23 protein-coding genes are annotated in these 24,855 nt (G+C 71.8%); 10 read left to right on the forward strand and 13 right to left on the reverse strand.

Features of this window, described 5'->3' with window-relative positions; genetic code table 11:
- Positions 1-3: 3 nt before the first annotated feature.
- Together AC0QR5_RS15295 and AC0QR5_RS15300 are read left to right on the forward strand one after the other, a co-directional pair.
- Positions 4-465 carry a LexA family protein gene (locus AC0QR5_RS15295; RefSeq protein ID WP_329862465.1) on the forward strand — a complete coding sequence of 154 codons (462 nt, stop codon included), beginning with the start codon at positions 4-6 and terminating at the stop codon, positions 463-465.
- A gap of 8 nt (positions 466-473) precedes the next feature.
- Positions 474-1,844, forward strand: a complete 1,371-nt coding sequence (locus AC0QR5_RS15300; RefSeq protein WP_329862463.1) for a Y-family DNA polymerase — start codon at positions 474-476, stop codon at positions 1,842-1,844.
- Between the two features lie 45 nt (positions 1,845-1,889).
- On the opposite strand, the gene AC0QR5_RS15305 is transcribed toward AC0QR5_RS15300, so the two are convergent.
- The 6 genes from AC0QR5_RS15305 to AC0QR5_RS15330 all read right to left on the reverse strand — a co-directional run bounded on the left by AC0QR5_RS15305 (position 1,890) and on the right by AC0QR5_RS15330 (position 10,414).
- Positions 1,890-3,701, reverse strand: coding sequence for a BCCT family transporter (locus AC0QR5_RS15305; protein ID WP_329862461.1), 1,812 nt, complete (start codon positions 3,699-3,701; stop codon positions 1,890-1,892).
- A 194-nt stretch (positions 3,702-3,895) separates the two neighbouring features.
- Positions 3,896-7,279 (reverse strand): S8 family serine peptidase, encoded by a 3,384-nt coding sequence (locus AC0QR5_RS15310; protein WP_329862459.1) that lies wholly within the window; start codon positions 7,277-7,279, stop codon positions 3,896-3,898.
- A 172-nt stretch (positions 7,280-7,451) separates the two neighbouring features.
- Positions 7,452-8,189 carry a VOC family protein gene (locus tag AC0QR5_RS15315; protein ID WP_329862457.1) on the reverse strand — a complete coding sequence of 246 codons (738 nt, stop codon included), beginning with the start codon at positions 8,187-8,189 and terminating at the stop codon, positions 7,452-7,454.
- 100 nt (positions 8,190-8,289) lie between these two features.
- Positions 8,290-9,114, reverse strand: a complete 825-nt coding sequence (locus AC0QR5_RS15320; RefSeq protein WP_329862455.1) for a hydroxymethylpyrimidine/phosphomethylpyrimidine kinase — start codon at positions 9,112-9,114, stop codon at positions 8,290-8,292.
- 33 nt (positions 9,115-9,147) lie between these two features.
- Complete coding sequence (locus AC0QR5_RS15325) at positions 9,148-9,702, reverse strand: hypothetical protein (RefSeq protein WP_329862453.1); 555 nt, start codon at positions 9,700-9,702, stop codon at positions 9,148-9,150.
- A 19-nt stretch (positions 9,703-9,721) separates the two neighbouring features.
- The gene (locus AC0QR5_RS15330; RefSeq protein WP_329862451.1) at positions 9,722-10,414 is read right to left on the reverse strand and encodes a TetR/AcrR family transcriptional regulator; all 693 of its coding nucleotides are present in this window, start codon (positions 10,412-10,414) and stop codon (positions 9,722-9,724) included.
- A gap of 190 nt (positions 10,415-10,604) precedes the next feature.
- On the opposite strand from AC0QR5_RS15330, the gene AC0QR5_RS15335 reads away from it, so the two are divergent.
- On the forward strand, positions 10,605-11,309 hold the full coding sequence (locus tag AC0QR5_RS15335; RefSeq protein ID WP_329862449.1) for a queuosine precursor transporter: 705 nt from the start codon (positions 10,605-10,607) through the stop codon (positions 11,307-11,309).
- Between the two features lie 150 nt (positions 11,310-11,459).
- Complete coding sequence (locus AC0QR5_RS15340) at positions 11,460-12,071, forward strand: DUF4126 domain-containing protein (RefSeq protein WP_329862447.1); 612 nt, start codon at positions 11,460-11,462, stop codon at positions 12,069-12,071.
- Positions 12,072-12,200: 129 nt separating this feature from the next.
- Here AC0QR5_RS15340 and tgt read toward each other — a convergent pair whose 3' ends face one another.
- Positions 12,201-13,547: a tRNA guanosine(34) transglycosylase Tgt gene (gene tgt, locus AC0QR5_RS15345; protein WP_329862445.1), complete on the reverse strand. Its 1,347-nt coding sequence runs from the start codon at positions 13,545-13,547 to the stop codon at positions 12,201-12,203.
- Positions 13,548-13,655: 108 nt separating this feature from the next.
- Between tgt and AC0QR5_RS15350 the strand changes: the two genes are divergently transcribed.
- Entirely contained in the window at positions 13,656-14,840 is a 1,185-nt protein-coding gene (locus AC0QR5_RS15350; RefSeq protein WP_329862443.1) for an FUSC family protein, read from the forward strand.
- 6 nt (positions 14,841-14,846) lie between these two features.
- On the opposite strand, the gene AC0QR5_RS15355 is transcribed toward AC0QR5_RS15350, so the two are convergent.
- Positions 14,847-15,734 (reverse strand): DUF6707 family protein, encoded by an 888-nt coding sequence (locus tag AC0QR5_RS15355; protein WP_329862441.1) that lies wholly within the window; start codon positions 15,732-15,734, stop codon positions 14,847-14,849.
- A 7-nt stretch (positions 15,735-15,741) separates the two neighbouring features.
- On the reverse strand, positions 15,742-16,281 hold the full coding sequence (locus AC0QR5_RS15360; protein ID WP_329862439.1) for an NUDIX hydrolase family protein: 540 nt from the start codon (positions 16,279-16,281) through the stop codon (positions 15,742-15,744).
- A gap of 288 nt (positions 16,282-16,569) precedes the next feature.
- Here AC0QR5_RS15360 and AC0QR5_RS15365 point away from each other — a divergent pair, with 288 nt between their 5' ends.
- Positions 16,570-17,985 carry an MDR family MFS transporter gene (locus AC0QR5_RS15365; RefSeq protein WP_430633784.1) on the forward strand — a complete coding sequence of 472 codons (1,416 nt, stop codon included), beginning with the start codon at positions 16,570-16,572 and terminating at the stop codon, positions 17,983-17,985.
- Positions 17,986-18,252: 267 nt separating this feature from the next.
- On the opposite strand, the gene AC0QR5_RS15370 is transcribed toward AC0QR5_RS15365, so the two are convergent.
- Both AC0QR5_RS15370 and AC0QR5_RS15375 read right to left on the reverse strand, forming a co-directional pair.
- Entirely contained in the window at positions 18,253-18,963 is a 711-nt protein-coding gene (locus tag AC0QR5_RS15370) for a LysE family translocator (RefSeq protein ID WP_329862435.1), read from the reverse strand.
- Positions 18,964-19,066: 103 nt separating this feature from the next.
- Entirely contained in the window at positions 19,067-20,182 is a 1,116-nt protein-coding gene (locus AC0QR5_RS15375; protein WP_329862433.1) for an NADH:flavin oxidoreductase/NADH oxidase, read from the reverse strand.
- 132 nt (positions 20,183-20,314) lie between these two features.
- On the opposite strand from AC0QR5_RS15375, the gene AC0QR5_RS15380 reads away from it, so the two are divergent.
- The 4 genes from AC0QR5_RS15380 (at position 20,315) to AC0QR5_RS15395 (ending at position 23,740) form a co-directional block, all read left to right on the forward strand.
- Positions 20,315-20,656 (forward strand): DUF6507 family protein, encoded by a 342-nt coding sequence (locus tag AC0QR5_RS15380; protein WP_329862431.1) that lies wholly within the window; start codon positions 20,315-20,317, stop codon positions 20,654-20,656.
- Positions 20,653-21,768: a hypothetical protein gene (locus tag AC0QR5_RS15385; protein WP_329862429.1), complete on the forward strand. Its 1,116-nt coding sequence runs from the start codon at positions 20,653-20,655 to the stop codon at positions 21,766-21,768. Before AC0QR5_RS15380 ends, AC0QR5_RS15385 begins: the two co-directional genes overlap by 4 nt.
- Positions 21,769-21,853: 85 nt before the next feature.
- Positions 21,854-22,312, forward strand: coding sequence for a hypothetical protein (locus AC0QR5_RS15390; protein ID WP_329862427.1), 459 nt, complete (start codon positions 21,854-21,856; stop codon positions 22,310-22,312).
- Positions 22,313-22,315: 3 nt separating this feature from the next.
- Positions 22,316-23,740 (forward strand): hypothetical protein, encoded by a 1,425-nt coding sequence (locus AC0QR5_RS15395; RefSeq protein ID WP_329862425.1) that lies wholly within the window; start codon positions 22,316-22,318, stop codon positions 23,738-23,740.
- On the opposite strand, the gene AC0QR5_RS15400 is transcribed toward AC0QR5_RS15395, so the two are convergent.
- A complete protein-coding gene (locus AC0QR5_RS15400; RefSeq protein ID WP_329862423.1) occupies positions 23,737-24,462 on the reverse strand; it encodes a VOC family protein in 726 nt (241 codons plus the stop codon). The genes AC0QR5_RS15395 and AC0QR5_RS15400 overlap by 4 nt on opposite strands.
- Before the next feature lie 2 nt (positions 24,463-24,464).
- A complete protein-coding gene (locus AC0QR5_RS15405; protein WP_329862421.1) occupies positions 24,465-24,650 on the reverse strand; it encodes a CopG family transcriptional regulator in 186 nt (61 codons plus the stop codon).
- Positions 24,651-24,855 lie beyond the last annotated feature (205 nt).

Raw genomic sequence — 24,855 nt, forward strand, 5'->3', positions numbered from 1 at the left:
GCCGTGTTCGGAGTCGACCCCGCCCCGCGCCGCCCGGCGCCCCCGGGCAGCGCGGCCGAGCCCACCGGCTTCGCATCCCCGGCGCGGGACTACTTCCAGGGCGGCATCGACCTCAACCGCCACCTGATCTCTGACCGCACCTCGACGTTCCTGATGCGCGTGGAGGGGTCCTCGATGTCCGGCGCGGGCATCTGCGATGGCGACGAGCTGATCGTGGACCGTTCGCTCGCGCCGCGGGACGGATCGGTCGTGGTCGCCGTCGTGGACGGCGAGCTGCTCGTGAGGCGCTTGCGCCTCGGCGGCGGCGGGCCTCGACTGGAAGCCGAGCCCGGTCCCGGATCCGGCCCTGGCTCCCGCCCCGTTTCCGGCCACCAGCCCGGCCCCGCCGCGCGGCGGCCCGGGGATCCCGTGCCGGAGGACTTCACCGTGTGGGGCGTCGCGACGCGCTGCCTGCACCGGCTCTAGGGGAGGCAATGTTCGCCCTCGTCGACGTCAACAACTTCTACGTCTCCTGCGAGCGGGTGTTCGACCCGTGGCTGGAAGGCCGCCCCGTCGTCGTCCTCTCGAACAACGACGGCTGCGTCGTCGCGCGTTCCCAGGAGGCCAAGGACCTGGGGATCGCCACGGGCACGCCGTGGTTCCAGGTCGCCCCGCACGCCGCCGCCTGGGGCCTCGTGGCCCGCTCGAGCAACTACGAGCTCTATGGCGACCTCTCGGCGCGCGTCATGGAGGTCATCGGCCGCTTCGGGGCGTGGCAGGAGGTCTACTCGATCGACGAGTCGTTCCTGGGCCTGCCGGAGGCGGGCGAGGACGTGCTGGCGAGCACGGCGCGGGAGGTGCGCTCCGCCGTCGCACTCCACGTCGGCGTCCCCGTCTGTGTCGGCGTCGCGCCCACCAAGACCCTCGCGAAGTTCGCCAACCACGTCGCCAAGCGCAATCCGGGACTCGGCGGAGTGTGCTCGCTCGGCTCGCTGCCGCCGGGGGAGCTCGAGCGCATCCAGTCCCGCCTGCCCGCCACGGACGTGTGGGGCGTGGGGCGCAAGAGCGGGGAGAAGCTCGCCGCGCTCGGCATCGGCACGATCGCCGCGCTCAGGGCCGCAGACCCGCTGATGATCCGCAAGCGCTTCTCGGTGGTCATGCAGCGGACTGTCCTGGAGCTGAACGGCACGCCATGCATCGCGCCGGTCGACGAGCGGGCGGACCAGCAGCAGGTCATGTTCTCGCGCAGCTTCTCGACGCCCGTGGACACGGCGGCGCAGATGGAGGAGGTCATGTCCGTCTACGCGCAGAAGGCGGCCGGACGCCTTGCGGCCAAGGGGCTGCGCGCGTCGGTCGTGACGGTGAGTGCCGGGACGAGCCGCTTCGCCCACGGCACGCAGTCGTTCCCGAGCGCCTCCGTGCCCCTGCCGGTGCCGACGGACGATCCGATCCGGATCACGAGGGCCGCGGTCGCGGCGATGCGGGGTCGTTTCGAGCCGGGCGCCGCGTACGTCCGCGCGGGAGTGATGCTCTCGGGCCTGGGACGGGGCGGGCAGGCGGAGCAGCTGGACCTCTTCTCCGGGCTGGCGGAGGGGGAGGACGACGCCGATGCCGCCGCCGGCGCCCCGGGCGGCGGGGCGGCGGGTGGCCGGGCGGGCGCTCGGCCCGGGCGCGCGGCGGATCCGACCGGGGGCGTCGAAGGCCTCGGTGCCCTGCTGGGCAGCGTTCGGGCCCGGTTCGGGGAGGCCGCGATCGGGCTCGGGCAGGGCGGCCTCGCCGAACCCGCCGCGTGGTCGATGAAGCGCGAGTTCTCCTCGCCGAAGTACACCACCGAGTGGTCCGAGCTGCCGCGCGTCAGGGCCTGAAGCGCGGCTGCCCGGACCGGCCCCTGGCCCGGTCGCGGCCCGCGGTCAGCGGGGGAGCGGGGCCCCGGCCGCTTCGCGACCGCCCGCGTCGGGGTCCTCGGCCGAGGGCGCGGACGGCGTCTCGGGCTCGTCGCCCGCCGGGGGCAGCGGGCTCGACGGTCCCTCCGGGACGTCGACGTGGACGACGCCGGCGACGGCCTCGAGCGCCCGGTGCCGGCGTCGGAAGAAGCGCGTGAGGTTCAGGACCCGGGAGTCCTGGTTCGGCCCCTCGACCTCGAGGCCGTAGATCTCGCCGATGCGGCCCACGAACGCCTCGCGCCGCGCCTTGTCGTAGGCCCGGATCTCGCGGCTGAACGCCCGGACCGTGGCCCAGCAGATGAGGATCATGATGACGCTGAACGGCAGGGCGATGATGATCGCGGCCGTCTTCAGCGCGTCGAGACCGCCCGAGAGCAGCAGGGCGATCGCGAGGCCGGACGTCGAGAGGGTGAAGAAGACCCGGATCCAGTTCTTCGGCTCCACCTCGCCGCCCGTGGCGATCATGCTCATGACGAGCGAGCCGGAGTCGGCGGAGGTGACGAAGAAGATCGCGATGAGGATGACGACGCCGATCACCAGGACGGCGCTGCCGGGGAGCTGCTGCATGAGGGCGAACAGCGAGCCCTCGACGTCGACCTCGCCGTTCGGGCCGATCAGGCCGCCCTCGCCCTCGAGCTCGGTGTGGATCGCCGTTCCGCCCAGGACGGAGAACCAGATGAAGGTCACGAGGGTGGGAACCAGGAGGACGCCGGCGACGAACTGGCGCACGGTGCGGCCGCGGGAGATGCGGGCGATGAAGATGCCGACGAACGGCGCCCAGGACATCCACCAGCCCCAGTAGAACGTGGTCCACGTGGCCTGCCACAGCTCGCCCGCCTCGCCGGAGAAGGCGCTCACGTTGAACGCCATGGCCAGGAAGTTCTGCAGGTAGTTGCCGACGGACTGGACGAGGTTCCGGAAGAGGAACTGGCCCGGGCCCACGATGAGCACGAACACGACGAGCAGGGCCGCCAGGACCAGGTTGATGTTGGAGAGCCACTTCATGCCGCGGGCGACGCCCGAGAGCACGGAGAACAGGACGGCGCCGGTGATGATCAGGATGATGACGATGTTCAGGGTCTGGGTGGCCTCGAACAGGTTCGCGCTCTCGAGGCCGGCGCTGATCTGCAGGACGCCGAGGCCGAGGGAGGTCGCGACGCCGAAGATCGTTCCGACGAGTGCGACGATGTCGATCACGTTGCCCGAGGCGCCCTTGACGCGGCGGCCGAGGAGCGGCTCGAGGGTCCAGCGGATGGAGATCGGGCGGCCGCGGCGGTGGATCGCGTAGGCGAGCGCCAGGCCGAGCACCACGTAGACGGACCAGGCGTGGACGCCCCAGTGGAGGAAGGTCTGGGAGAGCGATTGCTGGGCGAGGACGGCCGGGCTGCCGTCGACGCCGGGCTTCGGGGAGGCGAAGTGGCTCAAGGGCTCGCTCACGCCGTAGAAGACCAGTCCGATGCCCATGCCGGCGGCGAAGAGCAGCGCGAACCAGGAGCCGACCGAGAACTCGGGTTCGTCGTCGTCCTTGCCGAGCTTGATGTCGCCGAAGCGGCTGAAGCCGACCCAGAGGGCGAAGATCACGAAGCCCGTCACGAGCAGGACGTAGTACCAGTTGAAGTTGTGCACGATCGTCTGCTGCACGGAGGCGAAGACCGACTCCGCCGTGCGCGGCGCGATCATGGCGAACGCGGTGAACGCGAGCACGATGATGGCCGAGGGCCAGAAGACGGCCCGGTGGACGGGTGGCTTGGACGTGGTGTTCTGGGCGGATTCGCTCATTCTTCACAGGATATGCAAAGGTCCGACGCGAAACCAAGGCAGCAGGGGGTGGACGTGTCCAGCGACACGCCGCCGGGCGGCTGGCGTGTCGCCGGACACGCCGGCGGTGTCGCTCACTCCATCAGCGCCGCGCGGGCCGAGGACAAGCAGGCGGCCCCGACACGGGTGCCGGGGCCGCCTGCGGTGCGTGGTGCCTACTTCTTCTTGGTGAACGTCACCAGCTCGGCCTTGTCGCCGGCGTTGGAGCCCTTGCCGGAGAGGTTGCCCGTGGCGTTGTGGTAGTGCAGGAACAGGCCCGTCGCCTCGACGGAGGCCTTCTTGTCCTTGCCCTTGTCCTTCCCCTTGGCCTTCGTGGCCGTGGCGGTGGAGGAGTAGTCGCCCACGTGGGCCAGCAGGGACTGGCCCGGCAGGTCGACGAACGCGGTGCCGGTGCCGGCGCCCTCGAACCACAGGTCCGGGCTCACGGCGTTGTAGGCCACCCAGTCCGTGGTGTCGACCGGAACCGTGTTGCCGTCCAGGTCCGTGTTGTACCAGCTGTAGGTGCTGACGCGGTACTGGATCTGGCCGGAGCTGGTGTCGTCGATCCCGAGCGCCTCGAGCGAGACGGGCAGGGACGCCACGTTGGTGTCGAACACGTTGGTGTCGGTCTCTCCCGTGAGGCCGTTGACCGGCCACAGGTCCACCTGGGCGCCCGAGGCGAGGTCGAAGGTCGCCGCGAGGTCCTGGTCGATGCCGTCGATCTGCGCCGTGAAGGTGACGAAGTCGGGGCGGCCGTCGCCGTTGGTGTCGATCTCGACGTCGATCTCCGTGCCGCCGGCGAGGTGGGTCCAATTGCCCCACGTGCTGACCCCGAAGTTCAGGACGCCGTCGGCGGTGCCGACGAGCGGGGCGTCGGAGGCGGCGCCCACATGCTGCAGGTCCATTTCACGCGCTCCGGGCACGGCGTCGACCGAGGCGCCGAGACGCGGGCTGGAGGCCCCGTGCTCGAACGCGGAGACGAGCGAGACGATCCGCTGGTCGCCGTTGCCCTGGAAGCGGCCGTTGCCCTTGAGCTTGACCTCGACCGTGTCCTGGCCCTTCTTGACCGTGTACTTCTTGCCCGCGGTCATGTCAGAGGAGGCCTTCGGGGCCGCTTGGACGGGAACGCGCAGGGTCGGCTGGCCCTTGGCGGTGAGCTGGATGCGGCCGTTGGCGTCGGCCAGCCACTGCCGGTTCAGGCCCTGCTGGGTCCGCTCCATCGTGGGGTCGATGGTCTTCGCGAAGCGCGCAGGGTCGACCGTGAGGGTGATCTTGAACTTGGCCGTCTTGCCCGCCTTGACCGTGACCTTCTTGGTGCTCAGCGCGTAGCTGGCGCCGGGGATCTCGGAGGAGGGGACGTAGGCGACGTCGTAGGTCTGGGTCCACTTGGACTTGTTGTGGACCGTGACCGACTTGGTCTCCTTGTGCTTCTTCTTCCCGAGCTCGATGACGCCGAAGACCACGGAGGTCAGGTCGGGGTCGTCGCTCGCGAAGGCGTAGGCCGGGGTCTTCAGCGCGGCGTCGCCGATCACGCGGCCGGAGCCGACGCGGTTCGGTCCGTAGGCGGCGCCGTTCGGCGCCAGGACGTCCGCGGAGGCCGTGTTCATGACGATGCTCTTGATCTGGTACGGCGTGTAGTCGCCGGAGCCGGCGACGAGCGCGGCGAGGCCGGCGGTCATGGGCGTGGCCATCGACGTGCCCGTCATGACGGCGGGGCCGTTGCCCGTGCCGACGCCGGCGGAGCCGATCAGGGTGCCGGGTGCGGCGACGTCGGGCTTGACGATGCCCTCCGAGCCGTGGACGCCCCGCGACGAGCTCGGGTTCAGCGTGTCAAGCGCACCGGAGTCGCCGGACGCGGCGCCGATGAGGTCCGCGTCCACGCGCAGCTGCAGCGTTTCGGCCTCGGCGGCCGGGCGGAGCAGCTCGGAGTAGGTGCGGTTCAGCTGGACGCCGGGGATGCCCGTGTTGCCGGCGATGCCGGCATCGAAGACGAGGCGCGGCGAGTCGAGCACCACGCCGCCGCCGCCGGCGGCCTGCACGTTGTTGAAGCGGACGCCGGAGCCGCAGGGGAAGGCGCCGTCCTCTTCCCACTGCAGCCAGACCCACTTGCCGCCGAGGTCGGTCCCCGCGGGGAACGGGTTGCAGCCGAACGCGTTGTCCGCCGGGGCCATGACGACCTCGCCGGTCAGCTGCTCGTCGCTCGCCGCGGCGTAGTTGAAGTTCACGGAGTACTGGCCGGAGGCCGTGCCCGCCACGTCGGCGGGGGCAAGGACCTCGATGGCGTCCATCGTGACCTTGGAGCCGATGCTGTTCGCGACGGTCAGCGAGGACCGCGAGTTGCCGGGGGATCCGCCGACGTCGGTGACGTCGCCGGCGTTGCCCGAGGCGACGACGGAGAGGATGCCCTGCTCGGCGAGGGCGTCGACGATCGCGTTCTCCGGGTCGTCGACGGGGGAGTGGTCCGAGCCGAGCGACATGTTCACGACGTGGGCGCGGTCGCTGAAGTCGCCGTCGTTGTTCGGGTCCAGGACGTAGTCGAGGGCCTGGCCGACGACGGCGGAGGATCCCTCGCAGCCGAACACGCGGATCCCGACGACCTGGGCCTTCGGTGCCGTTCCGGGGCCGATGCGCATGGCGGAGACCTGCGCGGCGGTGAGCGAGGAGTAGTCGCCGTCGAACGTGCTGCCGTCGGCGTTGACGCCGTAGCCGGCCGCGGATCCGGCGACGTGGGTGCCGTGGCCGGCGCTCGCGCAGTCCAGCGGGTTGGGGTCCGGGTTCGGGACGGGCTGGTACGTGGGCGAGCTCGGGTTGGCGTTGTAGTCGTCGCCGACGAGGTCCCAGCCGCCGATGAACTTGGCGGGATCGCGCAGCCCGGATGCCGCCGAGGGGAGCTCGAAGGAGTCCTGGGCGGCCTCGTAGGCCTCGAGGGTGCCGGGTCCGCCGAAGTCGGCGTGCGTGTAGTCGACGCCCGTATCGAGGACCGCGATGGTCACGCCCTCGCCGGTCTCGCCGAGGTTGGTCCAGGATTCGAGCGCCTTGGTGTCGATCACGGCGCCCTTGTTGTCCGGGCTCTTGGGGACGATCGCGCTGATCTTCACGACGTCGGGGCGGGCCGCGAGGGCGCGGAGCTGGTCCGCATCGCCACGCAGGGCGACGCCGGGGACCGTGTTGGTGGTGGTGTAGATGACCTTGGACTTGGATTCGGTGGCGGCGGAGCGCCCCTTGGCCTTGATCCCGTCGCGGATCTGGCGGACCTTGGCCTGGGCCTTGACGGGCTTGGCCTTGCCCGTGCGGACCTCCACGGGCTGCGTCTGTTCGAAGGCGCCGGTGCCCTCGAACTGGACGAAGACGGAGACCTCCCCCTGCGCGGTCGCGAGCGGGCCGCTGACCTTCAGGTCCTTCAACGCGGAACCCCCGAGGGCCTGCGAGAGGCTCCCGGGGGTTTCGGCGACTTCTTGTGGTGCCCCCAATGCCGGGGCGGACATGGTCGCGGCGAGGGCCACGCCCGCTGCCGCGGCCACGACTGCCCGGGCGAGCCGGGGCCGGTGCGAGTTTTTCATGATGCTCCTTGTTGCCTCGAGGCGGACGAAAGGGGCCCGCGCGGCCATCAGCCGCAGCACGCCCCCCGATGTGAAAGCCTAGGTGACCGGAACCACATGTCAAGGGTTCGTTTGACGATGTTTGTTGACAATCGTTCGACAACAAGGTGTGTCGAGGCGGGGAAGGCTGTCGTCAACGCGGGCGCAGCACGCAGAAGTCGTTGCCCTCCGGGTCGGCGAGGCACATCCACGGCACGTCGCCCTGGCCGAGGTCGACGTCCGTGGCCCCCAGCGACCTGAGCCGCGCCACTTCCGCGTCCTGGTCGTCGCCGGGTCCCGGCAGCACGTCGAGGTGGACGCGCCCGGACGAGGCGCCGGGGTCCACTTGGCGCACGAACTCCAGGAACGGTCCCACGCCCCGGGGCGAGCGCAGCCGCGCGAGGTCCGCTCCGGCGTCGTACGCGTCCCAGCCCAGGGCGTCGCCCCAGAACCCCGCCGTCGCCAGCGGCTCGGAGCAGCCCACCACGACGGCCGCGATCGGCCCCGTGTCGGCGTAGAGGCCGCGGGGTTCCAGGACGCAGAAGAGGTTGCCCTCGGGGTCGGCCATGACGGTCCACGGCACATCGCCCTGGCCGATGTCTGCCCGGTTGGCCCCGAGCGTCAGGAGGCGGGCGACGAGCTCCTCCTGGTGCGCGGCGGAGCTCGTCGCGAGGTCGAGGTGCGCCCGGTAGCGGACGGTCTCCGGATCCGGGACGGCGACGACGTCCACGCAGACGACGGAGGGGTCCGGCCAGTCGAAGCCGTGGGGCTCGACGTTGGCCACACCGGGGGCCTCGCTCGAGACGCCCCAGCCGAGCGCGTCCGCCCAGAAGCGGCCCAGCGCCGCCTCGTCCGCGGCCTTGAAGTTCACCTGTACGAGATCCAGTGCCATGCGGCCCGACCCTATACCTCCACGGCCCCGCGCGGGAGGGGGTGCTCGAGGGGCGCAGGAGGGAGGACGACGGCGGTGCCCGGGTCGCGTCGTCGTCCCGCTATCCCGCGCCGCCCTGCCAGAGGGCGTCGAAGGGGGCCGCCGAGGCGACGCGGTGGCGGATGCCGGTGGTCACGAAGTCCTTGGCGGTGCGCGCGGCCGCGAGCGGCGCGGCGCCCTTCGCGAGTTCGGCCGTGACGGCGGCCGCGAGGGAGCAGCCGGCTCCGGACACGGCGACCTCGCCGATCTTGGGCGCCGCGAGGAACTCGGTGGTGGTTCCGTCGTGGTAGACGTCGACGGCGTCCGGGCCGTCGAGGCGGACGCCGCCCTTGGCCAGGACGGCGGCGCCGCTGGCCTCGTGGATGATCCGGGCCGCCTCGGCGAGGTCCTCCACGGAGCGGATCGTGCGGCCGGAGAGCGACTCCGCCTCGAAGTGGTTCGGGGTGATGAACGTGGCCCGCGGCAGCAGCGTGGACTTGAGGGCCTGGTCGGTGTCCAGGGCGTGGCCGGGTTCCTGGCCCTTGCAGATCAGCACCGGGTCGAGGACGACGTTGCGCCACTCCTGGCTGTCCAGCGCCGCGGCGACGGCCTCGATGGTGGCCGGGCTGCCCATCATCCCGAGCTTGACCGTATCCAGCTGGCCCACGTAGCACGCCTGTACGGCCTCGAGCTGCTCGGCGATGACGCGGGGCTCGACGGCGGTGAAGCGGTGGTTCCAGTTCTCCTTCGGGTCGAAGGAGACGATGCAGGTCAGGGCCGTGATGCCGTACACGCCGAGCGCCTGAAACGTCTTGAGGTCGGCCTGCGCGCCCGCCCCGCCGGTGGCCTCCGAGCCGGCGATGGTCAGGGTGATGGCTGGGGCGGGAGCGAGATCGGTCGAGGTCATGGCGTCCAGTCTAGGCAGGGGATGCGGCGCCGGTCATGGTCGGGCGGCACTGCCGTCCTGCGCCGGGTTGTGCACGTGGACATCGCGCCACACGGCGGCCCGTCCGACTGCGGCGCTTGCTGCCCCGAGTGCGAGGAGCGGAAGTGAGTCCCTGATGTCCAGGCCGAACACGGTGGCGCACAAGGCCGCTGCAGCGGCTCCGGCGAGGAAGAACACGGTGACGTGGACGAGCTGGCTGCGGACGGGCCGCAGGAGGACGCCCAAGACCAGTCCGAGAGGGAAGCCGAAGACCGCGCACGCAACGAGGGCGATGAGGCAGATCCAGGCGAAGCCCGTGGCCAACGTCAGCCAGCCTTCGAGACCGTTCCCGGCGCCGCCGACTGCCGTGCCGCCGAGGAATACCAGGGCCGCCAGGACCAGGCACGCCCAGGTGGCGGCGAGGCCCTTGAGCAATGCGCCCGCTGTGAACGTCACGCGGTGGTGGTCCGGATGGTGGTCGTAGCGCCGGTGCAGGGCGTCGCCCGAGGCCGAGACCTGATCGCCGGCCCGATGCGGATCCGGATGGTTGCCGGTGGGGTTCGAAGCCATGACGCGAGGTTATCGCGGTTCACCGACGATATGGCGTCCGATCGCCGTCCGCGGCGGAGCGCACGAGCCCGATCACGTCGTCGAGAATCGCGCGCACCACCGGCAGGCGGGAGAGCACGGACAGGCGGGCCAGGAGCGGCGCCGCGTTGCGCACGAGGCGCCGCGTCCGTTCCCGGCCCGGCGAGGCGTCGTAGGCCCAGAACAGGAGGATCCCGCGCTGGACCAGCCACAGCAGTTCCGGCAGGTCGTTGCGGATCGCGAGCGGAGGCTGCGGCCGGGCCGTGGTCACGGCCTGCCGCCAGAGGCCGAACTCCTTGGCCCGGTTCACCGCCGCGACGTCCGCATCGGCGGCCTCCGGTCCAGCCCCGCCGCTGAAGGCCGCGCGGAGGAAGGCCGGCCCGAAGCCCTGGAACGGCTCGAGGGCGTCGAGGGCCGTGTCCATGACCGCGCGGATGTTGCCCTCGAGCGTGTTGCCGACGAGCAGGCGCGGCCAGGCGAGGTTCCGGTGCGCCTCCCGCGTCGCCCGGTACAGCTCCCCGGCGAGCTGCTCCTTGGACTCGAAGTAGTAGTAGGCGCTCCCCAGCGACATCCCCGATTCGGCGGCGATCGAGCGCAAAGTGGTCTTCTCGTAGCCGTGGATCGCGAAGAGCTTGGCGGAGGCATTGACCAGTTTCTGCCGCGTGTGCGCGGCCTTGGGACTCGAAGGGGCCATGTTCTGCCTTGCCGTTGCTGGGATCCAGGCCAGTCTACCGCTTTTTGAACATGTTCAAAAAATTGAGGCAAAATGACCTGCCGCCACGGCCCGTGGGAGAATCGGGGGTCAAGTGCTAATACAGCGGGCGGCCGCACCGGGGAACCGGGCGCCGCCTGGCGAACCACTTCCACGATTGGGAACCCCTCACATGGCCGCGAACACCGCCACCCCCTCGCCCGTCCGCGCCGCCTTCGCGGCGGCCGGAAGCCCCTACTTCTCCACCGCGCTGGCCCTCATGGCCGTCGTCGTGGTCCTGTCCAACATCGGCGCCACCAAGGGCGTCACCTTCGGCCCGATCGTCACGGACGGCGGCTTCTTCCTCTTCCCGCTCGCCTACATCCTCGGCGACGTCATCAGCGAGGTCTACGGCTTCAAGGCCGCCCGCCGCGCCATCATCACGACCTTCGCCCTGTCCTTCTTCACGAGCTTCTGCTTCTGGATCCTGATCCACCTGCCCGCCGCCGACTGGTACGAGGGCCAGGAGGCGCTCGCCGCCACGCTCGGACCCGTGTGGCAGATCGTCGCGGCCTCGCTCCTGGGCTTCGCCGCCGGACAGACGCTCAACTCCTGGGTGCTCGTGAAGATGAAGGAGCGCTTCGGCGAGAAGCGCCTCGTGATCCGCCTGCTCGGCTCCACCGGTGTCGGCGAGTTCGCCGACACGCTGATCTTCTGCTCCATCGCCGCCGGCGTCATCGGCATCAGCGACACCGCGACCTTCATCAACTACGTCGTCGTCGGCTTCCTCTACAAGACCGCGGTCGAGGTGCTGTTCGTCCCCGTCACCACCACCGTCATCGCCTGGTTCAAACGCCGCGAACCCAGCTACGGGGAAACGGCGCCCTCGGCGGCCTGACCGCCACGCCCGTCGCCCTCGGACGAGGCGCCGGGACCCCACCCGTCCGGGCGAGGCCCCGCCCGCCCGGACCGGCGCGCCCGGGCGCGGACCCGGCGTCGTCCTCCCCGGCCCTACTGCACCGTCCCCGCCCGGCCTTACCCTGAGGGTATGGAATTCCTCACCGCGATGGGACTGAGCTCGGCGGCGGGGCTCAACGCCTACATCCCGATGCTGGCGCTCGGCCTCATGGACCGCTTCACGGGGCTCGTGGCCCTGCCCGCGGAATGGGCCTGGCTGTCCAACGACTGGATGCTCGCGCTCCTCGGCGTCCTCCTGCTGCTCGAAATCGTGGCGGACAAGATCCCCATCGTGGACAGCATCAACGACTGGGTCCAGACCGTCGTCCGCCCCGCCTCGGGCGGGATCGTGTTCGCTTCCGGGCTCGGCGCCGAGACGGTCACCGTCTCCGACCCGGACTCGTTCTTCGCCGGGGACCAGTGGATCCCCGTCGCGCTCGGCGTGGGGATCGCGCTGGCGGTGCACCTCGTGAAGATGGTGTCCCGGCCCGTGCTGAACGCCGGAACCGTCGGGACCGCCGCCCCCGTCGTCAGCACCGCCGAGGACGGGGCCGCCGTGGGGCTCGCCGCCGCCGCGATCTTCCTGCCGATCCTGGTGCTGCTGCTGCTCGTCGGGCTCGTGGTGATGATGGTGGTCCTGGTGCGCCGCGTCCGCTGGCGCCGCGCCGCGCCCGGGGCGCCCTGGCGGCGATCGGAGCTGTAGGGGCGGGGAACCGGCGGCGCTCCCTTCCCGCGCACCTTTCGGCGTTCCTGCGCGGTTAAGCCGCGGCTCGACCCCGCTGACGTGGGCGCCCGCGTTTGCTTGAAGCTAAAAGTGCGCTGGGGCGGGGGGCTAGAGTCCCTGCGGGTCCGGGTTGCCGGCGTAGTAGTCCGCGAGGGTGCGCTCCTTGAGCTCGTAGAAGGTCCCGTCCTCGATCGCCTGCCGCGCGTCGTCGACGAGGCGCACCACGAAGCGCTCGTTGTGGATGGAGATCAGCGTGTGGCTCAGGATCTCCTTGGACTTGAACAAGTGGTGGATGTAGGCGCGCGTGTAGTGGGTGCACGTGTAGCAGTCGCACCCCTGCTGCAGCGGCGTGAAGTCCGTCTTGTAGCGCGAGCCGGAGAGGTTGAAGCGCCCGTGGGCCGTGTAGAACGCGGAGTTCCGGGCGACGCGGGTGGGGGAGACGCAGTCGAAGGTGTCCGCCCCGTTCTCGATCGCGGTGAAGACGTCGTCCGGCTCGGAGATGCCCAGCAGGTGCCGCGGCCTGTCCTCCGGCAGCGCCTCGGCGCACCAGCCCACGATCGTGCCCAGGTTCTCCTTCTCCAGCGCCCCGCCGATCCCGAAGCCGTCGAAGTCCATCGCGCCGAGGTCGGCGCACGCCTTGCGCCGCAGGTCCTCGTACTGCGCCCCCTGGATCACGCCGAACAGCGCCTGGTACGGCCTGTCCGCCCGCTCGTCGGTGAGCCGGAAGTGCTCCTCGACGCAGCGCACGGCCCACTGCCGCGTGCGCTCGAGCGCCTCCTCCTGGTAGCCGCGGGAGTTGTGCAGGGTGGTCAGCTCGTCGAACGCGAACATGATGTCCGCGCCGATCCGGTGCTGGACGGACATGGAGATCTCGGGGGAGAAGCGGTGCCGCGTTCCGTCGAGGTGGGACTTGAACCAGACGCCGTCGTCGTCGACGTTCGCGAGCCGCTCCTTGCCGGGCGCCACGGCGTCGTCCGCTCCGGAGGCGTCGACGTTCTTCATGTCGATGACCTTCTTGAACCCCGAGCCCAGGCTCATCACCTGGAAGCCGCCCGAGTCGGTGAACGTGGGGCCGTTCCAGTTCATGAAGCGGCCGAGCCCGCCGGCGGCGTCGAGGACGTCGGCCCCGGGCTGCAGGTACAGGTGGTAGGCGTTGGCGAGGACGGCCTGGGCGCCGAGCTCCGCGACGGCCTCGGGGGTGATGGCCTTGACGGTCGCCTTGGTCCCGACGGCGATGAACGCCGGGGTCCTGACCTCGCCGTGGGGCGTGCGGATGGTGCCCGTGCGGCCGAGCCCCGGCGTCCCGTCGGGCCGGGTGAGCCGGGTCCCGAGCGTGAACCCGAAGTCCGCCTGCCGCGGGTGCCCCGTGCCGGGTACGACGCCGGAGCGGGCGTCCGCGCCCTCGGCGGCGTCGGGGTCGGTCAACGGGGGGACGGGGGCGTTCGCATCTGGCACCCCTCTAGTCTGCCTCATGGCCTCCCGCGGTCCCGGCGCGGTGTTGCGTCGGCCACGAACGCGGCCCGACGCGGCGGGAGGGCAGGTGGCCGGGGATACGGTAGGCGCGTGGACAACGACAACGGCACGGGGGCGCCGAGCCCCGATCCCGTGGATCCCGCGGAGGCGGGAGCGGCCCTGCCGCGCGCCACGACGGCGGACTCCGTGGCGCCCGCTTCGGGGCCGGCCGCGCCCTTGTCCTGGGGCGCCCTCCTGCGGCTCGGGCCGGGTGACCGCGATCCGTGGATCGGCCTCCGCTGCGCCCTGGGCGTGTTCCTGCCGCTCGCGGCCCTCATCGCCGCCGACCGGCTGGATCTGGCCGTCTTCGCGGTCTTCGGGGCGTTCACCGGGATCTACGGGCGGGTACCGGGCCACCGCGACCGCCTCGCGGCCCAGCTGCGGGCCGGCACCATGTTCTGGGTGCTCATCGCTGCGGCCTGGGCCGCCTCGACCTTCCTCGTCGACCACGGCTCGGTGGGCGGCACCTGGGTGGTGACCGGCTTGACGACGCTCGTCGCCGGCGCGTGCGCTCTCGTCGCGGGGACGTGGCAGATGCGGCCGGCCGGATCGCTCTTCCACATCTTCGCGTTCGCCGCGATCGCCTCGATCCCGGCGCTGCCCCCGGCGCCCGAGTCCCTCGCGACCGCGGCCGCTACGGTCCTGCTGGCGCTCGCCCTCGGCCAGGCCGGCCGCCTGCACCCGGCCCGGCGCACGCCCTGGGTGCGGAGCGCGCCGCGGCCGATGTCGCGGCGGTACCGGATGGCGGTCCGCGTCGAGTCGCTCGGCTACCTCCTCGCCGCCGGGGCCGCCGGCGCGGCCGCCACGCTGCTCGGCCCCGTCTTCTCGGCCGGCCACCCCTACTGGGCGATGGTCGCCGCCGTCGTGCCCCTCGTCGGGCACAGCACGCGGCACCGCGTGGCCCGCGGCCTGCACCGCGTCCTGGGCACGCTCGCCGGGCTCGGCGTCATGGCGCTCGTGATCCTGGCGGATCCGAACCCGTGGATCCTGATCCTCCTGATCGGTTCGGCCCAGTTCGCCGCGGAAATGCTCATCACGCGCAACTACTTCTGGGCGCAGGTGTGCGTCACGCCCCTCGCGCTCGTGGGCAGCTCCCTCATGACGGGGCCGTCCACGGCGCTGCTCTACGACAGGATCGTCGAGACCGTCCTCGGCTCGGTGGTCGGCGTCGCCGTCGTCCTGCTGGGTTCCTCGCTCGCGCGCCGGATGCGGGACGGGGCGCCCCCGGCGCCCTGACCGGGCTCAGCCCGCAGGCGCGTCGGGGCCCTCGCCGGCCAGCCCGCGCAGGGCGTCGAGCTCGTGCCGGATCATCCGCGCGAGCTCGTCCGCGCCGAGCGTGCGCGATCCGCCGTGGGCGCGCAGGTGCAGGAGCGCCTCGAAGCGCTGCAGCCGCCACTCGCGCTCGGACTCCCGGTCCCCGGTGGCCGCGGCGCGGTGGATTTCGCGGTCGAAGAGGTTGGGCTCGTCGAGCTGGCGCTGGCGCAGCTCGGCGCCGAGCCGGGAGCGCACCGGGTCGGCCTCGACGTGGTCCGTGGCCCGCAGCGCCTCGGCGTACCGGTCGGCGGCTTCGGCGTCGCCGTCGTCGAACGCGAGGTAGGACGCCGCGGCGAGGGCGAGCTGGATGGTCTTCCAGCGGCCGAAGTTCCCGTCGAACGGCAGCTCCGTGAGGATCCCGAGCGCGCGCCAGGCGTTGGCACGGTCCTGCAGGTCCACGAGCAGCAGCCGGGCGAGCAGGCGCACGTCCTCCAAGTGGGCGCCGGCCTTGGCGTTGAAGCCCCGGCTGAGCCGGGCGATCGGCTCCAGCACTCGCTGGTCCCACGGGTACTCGCGGGCGATCTCGATCAGGACGGCCTCCGGCGAGCCGTCCTCGACGGGGATGACCGTCAGCTCATCGAGCGTGACCTCGGGCGGGGGCTCGGTGGTGTGGACGCGGATCGAGGAGCCGTAGGCGATCGTCGCGGTCTGGCCGCTCTCGAGGACGGCCTCGACGTAGGCGGGCGTGCCGAAGCTGTCCTGCACGGTGCGCACGCTCGCCACGGGAAGGCTCGGCGCGCCCGTGCGGGTGATGAAGCGGTGCCCGGGGGCGACCTTCTCGGCGCGGACGGAGCGGACGTAGCTGTTCTGTTCCACGCGGCTCCTAGCGGCACCAGCCGACGTGGGCGAGGGCCTGGCGGACCAGGTTGCCGCGGCCGCCGGGCAGTTCGTCCTGGACCTCCGGGCTCAACGCGTCCTCCGGGCTCAGCCAGGTCAGTTCCAAGGCGTCCTGGCGCGGGCTGCATTCGCCGCGCACGGGGATGATGTAGGCGAGCGAGACGGCGTGCTGGCGCTCGTCCGTCAGCCCCGTCTCCGAGGGCGAGGGGAAGTACTCGGCGACCGTGAAGGGAACGGGGCTCGCGGGCAGTTGCGGCATGGCGAACGGTCCCAGGTCCTTCTCCATGTGCCGCACCAGGGCGGCGCGGATGGTCTCGCGGTACATCACGCGGCCCGAGACGAACGTCCGCTTGAACTGCGCGTCGGCGTCCGCCGTGTAGAGCAGGCCGACCTCGCTGACGTAGCCGAGCGGATCCAGGCGCACCGGGATCGCCTCCACGTAGATGATCGGCAGCCGCTGGCGGGCCTCGTAGAGGTCCTCGTCGGACAGCCAGCCGGGGTAGGGATCGGGGGTGCGCACGCTCATAGTTCATGTTTAGCGCATCGGCTCCCCAAGAGCACGCCCCCATCCCGGCGGCGACGCAATCACGCCTCACGGCGAGGAATCCTCCGCGCCGGGAATAGTTGCCGCACTCAACGGGTTACCGTTGAGGTTCGGGCGGGCACGGCGTGATGCAGCGACCCCGGATCCATCCCGGAACCCCAGAACCAGCGCGGGCCAGCCCCGCGCCTCCCCAGAGGACCCATCGTGCAGCCCACCGCCCCCGCCAGCTCTTCGACCGCCGCGCCGGACCGGCTCGATCCCGCAGCCCGCATGACCATCGGCGTGCTCCTGGTCTCCTCGTTCGTCGTGATCCTCAACGAGACCATCATGAACGTCGCCCTGCCGCGGCTCATGGACGCCTTCGGTGTGACGGCCGACGCCGTGCAGTGGCTCGCCACCGCGTTCATGCTGACCATGGCCGTCGTCATCCCGACGACCGGCTACCTGCTGCAGCGCTTCTCGATGCGCACGGTGTTCCTCATGGCCATGGGCCTGTTCTCGACCGGCACGCTGCTGGCCGGGCTCGCCCCCGGATTCGAGGTGCTGCTCGGCGCGCGCGTCATCCAGGCCTCGGGCACGGCGATCATGATGCCGCTGCTCATGACCACCATCCTGAACCTCGTGCCGCCCACGCGTCGCGGCACCATGATGGGCAACGTCAGCATCGTCATCTCCGTCGCCCCGGCGATCGGCCCGACGATCTCCGGTCTCATCCTGCAGTACCTCGAGTGGCGCTGGATGTTCCTGCTGGTGCTGCCCATCGCCCTCGCCGCGCTCTTCATCGGCGCCCCGCGGCTGGACCGCGTGGCAGAGGCCGGCTCGACGCCGCTGTCCGTCCCCTCGCTCCTGCTGGCCGTCCCCGGCTTCGGCGGGCTCGTCTACGGACTGAGCAAGATCGGCGGAGGGCACGACGGCGGGGCCGCGCCCGGCGTCGACCCCGGAGCCGTCGCGGCCCTGGCCGTCGCCCTGCTGTGCCTCGCCGGCTTCACGTTCCTGCAGCTGCGCCTGCAGCGCGGGGACCGCGCCCTCCTGGACCTGCGCCCCTTCACCTACCGTCCGTTCACGACGGGCCTGATTCTCATGGTGCTCGCGATGGTGGCCCTGTTCGGCGTGATCATCCTGCTGCCGATGTACCTGCAGAACGTCCGCGGGCTCGATACCCTCGGCACGGGGCTGCTCCTGCTGCCCGGCGGGATCCTCATGGGCGTGCTCGCGCCGTTCGTCGGGCGGCTCTACGACCGCGTCGGCCCCCGCCCGCTCGTCGTCCCGGCGTCGGTGCTGCTGACCCTGGTCCTGGCCGGCTACACGCAGCTCACGGCGCAGACCCCGGTCTGGGCGCTGGTCCTCGCACACCTGTTGATGTCGCTGAGCTTCGCGTTCCTGTTCACCCCGTCCTTCACGACGGCCCTGAACCCGCTCCCGCACCACTTGCACTCGCACGGTTCCGCCGTGCTCAGCACCCTGCAGCAGCTCGGCGGCGCGGCCGGCACCGCGCTGCTCGTGGGGATCATGGCCTCCGCGGCGGCCGCCTCGGCGGCGGCCGGATCCGGAGCCGTGGACGCCCAGGTGGACGGGTTCCGGCAGGGCTTCTTCGTCGCCGCCCTGGTGAGCGGAGCCGTCGTCGTCCTGGCCACGCAGATGCGCAAGCCGGCCGCCGAGCCGGTCCCCGCCGACGCCGGACACTAGCGCGGCCGCGTCAACCGGCCCCCGTCCGAACCGGACGGGGGCGGTGGTGCGTCCGCACCCGGCCCCCCGGCGTCGTCAGCGCGAACGCGTGGGCAGATCACGCGGATGCCCTTGGCGTTGTCCAGCATTATCTGCCCACGCGTGGGGAAATTGCCGCGGCGACCTGCTCCGGCTTCGGGTAGACCTGGTGATCTACCCACGCGTTGGGCAGGAGCGCGGAGCGTCATCCGCGGCCAGGCGACGACCCGGCGCCGCGCCCCGGCGTCGTCACCTCGAACGCAGGGCGAGCGCCGCGCCGAAGCCCAGCAGCGCGGTCCCGGTGATCCGGTCCGTCCAGCGGGCGGCCGCGGGGCGCTGCAGCCGCTCGCGGAACAGGTGCGTTCCCTGGATGATGAGCGTGAACCAGGCCAGGCCGAGCAGGTTGTGCACACCCGCGAGGGCGATCCCCATCGCCAGCGGCGCGACGCCCTCGGGCAGGAACTGCGGGATCATCGCGACGTAGAAGACGCCGACCTTGGGGTTCAAGAGGTTCGTGACGCAGCCCTTCGCCCACGAGGAGGCGAGCCGTTCGCGGGGCTCCGGGACGGCGTCGGGCGGCAGTGAACCGGGCGCCGTGGCGTGCCCCGTCCAGGCCGCGGCGCCGGGCCCCGGCGAGGCCAGGGCGCCGGGGCCCATCCGCCCGGGCCGCCGGAAGGAACGCCACAGCATCGAGCCGCCGAGGTAGGCCATGTACGCGGCGCCGGCGAGCTTGAGGACCATGAAGCCGGCCTCGGAGGCCACGAGCAGGGCCGTGGTGCCGACGGCGGCGCCGATGCCCCAGATCATGGCGCCCGTGTTGACCCCGAGCGCCGTCGCGTAGCCGTTCCGGCGCCCCGCGACGATCGAGGAGCGCAGCACGAGCGTGGTGTCGAGCCCCGGGATGACCGTCAGGAGGGCGGCTACCGCGGCGAAGGCGAGGAGGGATTCCGTGATGCTCATGCCCCAAGGCTAGGAGGGGCTGCTGCGCCGGGCACCTTATGACGACGCCGGGGCCGCACCGGCGGCGCGGGAGGCGCCGCCGGCGACGGCAGTGCAGACGCGACTACCAGGCGGCGCGCCAGTACTGCGCGGCGCGCGGGTTGGAGTCCGGGGCCACACCGAGCTCCTTCGCGGCGGCCGCCGCCCAGTGCGGATCGTTCAGGGCGGCGCGGGCGATGCTCACGCCGTCGGCCTGACCGGCGACGAGGACCTGCTCGGCCTGCGCCGCCGAGGTGATCATCCCGACGGCCGTGACGAACGAGCCGGTGCCGGCCAGGGCCTCCTTGACCGCCGCGGCCAGGGCGATCTGGTAGCCGGGCCCGGTGGGTCCGTGGTACGGGCCGAGGCCGCCGCTGGAGAGGTCGAACACCGTGACGCCGAGCTCCCGCAGCTCCCGGGCGAGCCGCACGGTGTCGGCGATCCGCCAGCCGCCGTCGACCCAGTCCTCGCCCGAGAAGCGGATGCCGAGGGGCTTGTGGGCCGGCCAGGCGTCCCGGACGGCCTCGACGACCTCGCGCACGTAACGCGTCCGGTTCTCGAAGCCACCGCCGTAGGCGTCCGTGCGGTGGTTGGAGAGCGGGGAGAGGAACTGGTGGATGAGGTAGCCGTGGGCGGCGTGGATCTGGACCAGGTCGAACCCGGCCCGGTCCGCCCTCCGGGCCGCCTCGGCCCAGTCGCGCACCGAGGCGCGGATCTCCTCGACCGTGAGTTCCCGTGGCGGCCGCAGCCCGTGCAGATCCGTGGCCGAGGGGGCGAGGGTCTCCCAGCCGCCGTCCTCGGGCGGGATGCTGCCGGTCCGGCCGCCGGCGGCGTGGTCGGGCAGCCATCCGTAGGTGGAGGCCTTGCCGCCCGCATGGGCAAGCTGCACGCCGGCCGCGGCGCCCTGGGCGTGGATGAAGTCCGTGACGCGGGTCCACGCCTGCGCCTGGGCGTCGTTCCACAGCCCCACATCGAGATCGGAGATGCGTCCCTCGGGGACGACGGCGGTCGCCTCCGCGACCACAAGCCCGAACCCGCCGGCGGCCCGGGCGCCGAGGTGCATGAGGTGCCAGTCCGTGGGGACGCCGTCGCGGGCGGTGACCGAATACTGGCACATGGGGGCGAGGAACGCGCGGTTGCGCAGCGCCAGCCCGGTGCCGTCGGTGGTGGACAATTCCGTGGGGGAGAAGAGAAGGCTCACATCCCGTGCGAACCCGGTGCGTTGGCGGCGTATTCCCGCCCGGTCCGCGCCGGCGGCGGGTCAGATGGGGAGAAGTCCCCATCGCAGCGCGTCCGCGGTCACGCTACGGTGGTCCCCGGAGGTGGATCATCAATGTCTTTGACGTATTGGTCGGTAGACGTCGCCGGCGCCAATGGTGTCATCACGGCGACCGAGACCGAGGCCGGGGAGTTCGAGGACCTCGTGACGGGGCTGCGCACTTCCATCGAGGACGCCGTCGGCGCCAGCCAGAGCAGCCTGATCTCGGGGGCGCTCCAGGACGTGCACGACGCCTATCTCGGCAAGGTCGCGACGCTGGCACACTGGCGTTCGCTCAACGTCGTCGCGGAATCCCGGAAGATCGTCCAGGCGTGGGTGGACGGGGACGACATCATGGCCGCCGACGCCCGACGCGAGATCGCCTCGGTGCCGAGCTCCGCGGAAGACGCGACGTGAGCGTGGACCTGAGCGGGCTGCCCGAGCTGCCGGATACGGCCGATCTCCGGGGCAAGGCCCGCGCCGTGAAGACGGCGGGAAGCAGGGTCGCGACGAACGCGGACCAGGCCCGGAACGCGTGGCTTCCCGTCAACGGCTTCATCGATTGCGACTACGGGGCCGAGAAGATCCACAACGCCATGGACGAGGTGCCCGGATACGGAGAGGCCTGCGAGCTGGGGACGAACGCGATCCGCGAGGCGCTGTACGGCTACTGCGAGGAGATCGACGGCATCCGCGACCGCTACAACGCCGCGGTCGCAGACTCGATGGTCTGCTACGCGGAGTCCACCGACGACGACCCGAACTACCGCGTGAACCAGGAGAAGGCGGCCCAGGACGAGGTCAATGCCGTGGCCGCTGCCCTGCTGGAAATGGAGGAGCGCTGCGCCGAAGTGATCCGCCAGGTCGATCCCGCCCACGTCCCGGACCCCGGGGTCTTCGCGAGCCCGGGATCGGCCGTCGCCTACACGGCGGCGACGACTGCCCTCGAGCACCTCCGCGTGGACCGCTACGTCTTCGACATCGTGGAGACCATCAGCATCACCCGGCTTGACGTGTCGCACCTGGAGATCCTCTTCGCCGACGGCAGCGTCCTCAGCCGGACCGAGATCAACCTGCGCCAGACGGTGATCCAGCAGCGGACCCGGATCGACGTCGTCGACGCCAGGTTCGGCATTGCGGGCGAACCGCCCTCCTGGGCCAAATGGGGCGGGCGCTTCATCGAGGGCGCCGACGTGCTGCTCAGTGCCTGGGGAAACGGGGCGGAGGAATGGAACCAGGACCTCATCGAGCACCCCGAATACACGGCGGAGGAGCGCTGGGGCAGTGCCGCCAAGTCCGCGGCGTTCGGCGCCGGTGGATCCTTCCTCGGTTCGCTCGGCGGCGCGGCGGGCGGCGCGGCGATCGGCACGATGATCTGCCCCGGAGTGGGCACCGTCATCGGGGCCGTGGCCGGCGGCATCATTGGCGGCTGGGGCGGCGAGATCCTGGGCAACACCATCGACAACTGGACCGACGGCGAGGGCGCGCTCGACGGCGTCAAGAACGCGTGGAACGACTTCTGGGGATGAGGCGCCGTTATCGTGGTCAGGTCCCCTTCGGGGAGGGCCCCGCCATCCGCCGCCCCTCGGCGCCGGGAGAAAGAGAGTCGAGGCAATGACCGACCACGTCCTGTTCCTGATCGTCTATGCGGCCCTCGGCCTGGGCGGCTTCGCTGCCTTCATGACGGCCTGCGTGCGCTCGTACCGGGGCGCCTACCGTTCCTGGATGCTGACGAGGCCGCCGCTCCTGCCCGTGGGGCGCCACTGGGGACTGCTGCCCCTCGGCACCGCCGCCGTCACCCTGCTATTGGCCGGCGGGGCGTTGTTCGCCGAGCAGCTGATGCGCTACTCCCCGCGTCCGGCGGAGTTCGGCGCCGGCGTCGCCGCGGCCGTGGTGGTGCTCGGCGTGGTCCTCTCCCTCGTCTTCAGCCACCGGCTCCCGGAACGGTGGAAGCCCGGCTGGTACCGGGACTGGGAAGCGCGCGGTGCGGACCGCGCGGACATCTCGGCTTGGCTGGTACGACGACGGACCGGGCCCCGCGATCGGCGCGACACCTCGGAGAACGGACAATAGATCATGGACCACGGCACCACGCGTGCTTCGACCCCGCCCGCCTGGGCCCGGGTCGACGCCGGCCCGGTCAGCATCGGGCATCCCGAGCACTGGACCGACCGCCGGAACGGGGAGCGGCCGCCCGGCCTGGAACTGCTCCTGGCGCCCGACGCCGCCCCGGGGCGCTTTGCTCCGACCCTCGTCGTCGCCGTGAATTCCTTCGACGGGACGGTGCCACAGCTCTCCACGCTGACGCTGGCCGGCAACCGCTCCCAGCTTCACGCATGCCACGTGCTCGCCGTGGACGCCTGGGACCGGCCCGTTCCGGGGCGGAGGATCGAGATCGTGCACCGGATGTCCGCCGGGGCGGTCCACGCGGTGCAGCTGCTCCTGGCCCACGAGGGCCAGGCCGTCACCGTGACGCTGAGCTGCGCCGAAGCCGACCTGCCGGAGTGCGACGCCCTCTTCCGGCGGATGCTCGATGAGGTGCGCTGGGAGGGAGGCCCGGCGGTGGACGCGCCACCCTTCGGATTCGTTCCGGACCGGGATCCGCGGTTCGAGGAGTTCGCCTCCGCTCAGACGGGAAGGGACCTCGAAGAGCTCTCGGGCCTGGCCGGCTCCCAGCCGTACCACTCGAAGGGGCCGTGGCTCGCCCCGGACACGCTGCTCCTGCTCCAGCGACTGGGGGATTCCGCGCAGGTCGAGGCCCTTCCCGACGGGGGACACAGGATCCGTGGCGGTCTGGGCCGGCTGGAGCTGGGGGCGTCGGCCGCCGCCCTGGCGCAGCTCGAGTCGGCGGGGCTCGCCGAGCCCGGTGGAGCCCTGACTCCTTCCGGGTTCACCGTGACCACCCCGCTGCGCGAGGCGGATCGCTCCGTGCGCTTCGCGACCGAGCGGGAAGGCCGGACCTCGTTGCTGCAGCTGTGGCTCGGGCACGACGACGGCTGCCTCGTCCTGGCCGGTCCTTCGGCCCTCGAGCAGATGGCCGCGGAACCGGGCGGGGCGGCGTGGACGGACCGCCAGCAGATCGACTTCCTGCACGCAGGCGAGGCGCCGGCCGCCGTCGCTGCGTGGCTCGGCATCGGCCCGGCCTGGGCGCCGTCCGACGGGCCCTACGCCGTCTCGGAGGATGCGTTCCGAGCCCGCCGGGACGCCGTCGGCGCGGCTCCCGGTGGTGCCCCGGAAGCCTTGCAGCACCTCTGGGGCCAACCGTGGCTGTTCTGGTGGATCGAGTCGCCGGGTCAGGACGTGGTCGCCTACCTCACGGCCGGCTCCGCAGGCCACTTCCGGGTCGTTCGCCAAGGCGGCCGGATCGTGCTGGACCCGACGGCGAGCCGCAACGTCTACCGGCACCTGTGCCAGATCCTGGCCCCGGCCGGCGTGCGGCGCTCGCTGGATTCCCAGGGCGCCGCGGCCGATCCTCGTGGCGCCACCGGGATCGCCGGCTAGTCCGTCGGGACGTCGACGAGCCGGTAGCCGTAGAGGTCGCGCTGCTTCTCCGTGATCCACAGGTCCTCCCCGCCGTCCGGATCGGCGACCTTGACGGTGCGCCCGTAGGACTCGTCGACGAGGTGCGCGTCGAGCCCCGCGCCCAGGAGGCGTGCGAGCAGGAGCCCGGCATCGCCGTCGTACTCGAAGGAGAGGTCGATGCGCGGATCCACGCCCGTGTGGACCGCGGCGAGGCCGCCGTTCCTGGCCCGGAGCTGGGCCCAGCCGCCCGTCTCGCTGACGACCTCGAGCCGCGCGCCGATCGATTGCAGGGCGGTCGTGGCGCCCGCAGTGTCGGGAGTGACCCAGAGCTGCAGGACGTGCATCCCCGGGTCTGTTCCGGGGAGCGGCCCTGTGGTCTCGGGGTCGGCGGTGAAGGCGATGCCGTCGGGGCCGGTCATGGTGGCCGTGCGGCCGTGCGCCTCCTCGGTGATGACGGCCCGGGTTCCGGCCTCCTCGGTCCGGCGGGCGAACTCGTCGAGGTCGCCGACCTCGAACGCGAGGCGCGTGGTGCCCGCCTTCTCCGTCGAGCCGGAGGCGGCATGGAGGGCCACGCGGCCCTGGGCGGAGTCGAAGACGTGCCAGCCCGGGGCCTCGATGGAGCGCTGGAAGCCGAGCGCCTCGAGGAGGGCGGTCCAGTCGTCGAAGGCGTCGGTGAATCGGAGGGGGCGTGAGCGCAGCATGGCTACTCCTTCTCGCTCGTGGGTGGGATGGCGCCGGCCCGGATGTGGCCGGCCAGGACCTGCTCGACGTAGGCGGAGAGGCTCGCGCCGGCGTCGATGGCGGCGTGCTTGACCTCCCGCACCAGCGAAGCCGGGAGGTAGACGTTGAACTGGACCTTGGGGTCCGTGGCGGCGGGCTGCTCTGTCATGGCTAGAATGCTAGCAAATTAGCCCCCGCCGTCAAGACCCCCGCGCACTTTTAGGTTCAACCTTTCCGAAAACGCCTAGTCAGCACGGTTGAGCCGGGGCTAAAACGCGCAGGAGCGGCCAAAGGTGCGCAGGAAAGGTACAGCGCGCGCGGGAAGCGGCTGCGCGGGCGACTAGCGGCGCGCAGGAAGGGTGCAGTGTGCGCGG

The organism is Arthrobacter sp. J156, from assembly GCF_056172865.1.

Bases quoted from the DNA above. Each gene is read 5' to 3' on its own strand.
- AC0QR5_RS15380 (WP_329862431.1), top strand. From the start codon at position 20,315: ATGTCTTTGACGTATTGGTCGGTAGACGTCGCCGGCGCCAATGGTGTC.
- AC0QR5_RS15310 (WP_329862459.1), bottom strand. From the start codon at position 7,279: ATGAAAAACTCGCACCGGCCCCGGCTCGCCCGGGCAGTCGTGGCCGCG.
- AC0QR5_RS15320 (WP_329862455.1), bottom strand. From the start codon at position 9,114: ATGACCTCGACCGATCTCGCTCCCGCCCCAGCCATCACCCTGACCATC.
- AC0QR5_RS15400 (WP_329862423.1), bottom strand. From the start codon at position 24,462: ATGCTGCGCTCACGCCCCCTCCGATTCACCGACGCCTTCGACGACTGG.
- AC0QR5_RS15335 (WP_329862449.1), top strand. From the start codon at position 10,605: ATGGCCGCGAACACCGCCACCCCCTCGCCCGTCCGCGCCGCCTTCGCG.
- AC0QR5_RS15315 (WP_329862457.1), bottom strand. From the start codon at position 8,189: ATGGCACTGGATCTCGTACAGGTGAACTTCAAGGCCGCGGACGAGGCG.
- AC0QR5_RS15360 (WP_329862439.1), bottom strand. From the start codon at position 16,281: ATGAGCGTGCGCACCCCCGATCCCTACCCCGGCTGGCTGTCCGACGAG.
- AC0QR5_RS15395 (WP_329862425.1), top strand. From the start codon at position 22,316: ATGGACCACGGCACCACGCGTGCTTCGACCCCGCCCGCCTGGGCCCGG.
- AC0QR5_RS15300 (WP_329862463.1), top strand. From the start codon at position 474: ATGTTCGCCCTCGTCGACGTCAACAACTTCTACGTCTCCTGCGAGCGG.
- AC0QR5_RS15340 (WP_329862447.1), top strand. From the start codon at position 11,460: ATGGAATTCCTCACCGCGATGGGACTGAGCTCGGCGGCGGGGCTCAAC.
- AC0QR5_RS15330 (WP_329862451.1), bottom strand. From the start codon at position 10,414: ATGGCCCCTTCGAGTCCCAAGGCCGCGCACACGCGGCAGAAACTGGTC.
- AC0QR5_RS15405 (WP_329862421.1), bottom strand. From the start codon at position 24,650: ATGACAGAGCAGCCCGCCGCCACGGACCCCAAGGTCCAGTTCAACGTC.
- AC0QR5_RS15325 (WP_329862453.1), bottom strand. From the start codon at position 9,702: ATGGCTTCGAACCCCACCGGCAACCATCCGGATCCGCATCGGGCCGGC.
- AC0QR5_RS15370 (WP_329862435.1), bottom strand. From the start codon at position 18,963: ATGAGCATCACGGAATCCCTCCTCGCCTTCGCCGCGGTAGCCGCCCTC.
- AC0QR5_RS15365 (WP_430633784.1), top strand. From the start codon at position 16,570: ATGACCATCGGCGTGCTCCTGGTCTCCTCGTTCGTCGTGATCCTCAAC.
- AC0QR5_RS15305 (WP_329862461.1), bottom strand. From the start codon at position 3,701: ATGAGCGAATCCGCCCAGAACACCACGTCCAAGCCACCCGTCCACCGG.
- AC0QR5_RS15390 (WP_329862427.1), top strand. From the start codon at position 21,854: ATGACCGACCACGTCCTGTTCCTGATCGTCTATGCGGCCCTCGGCCTG.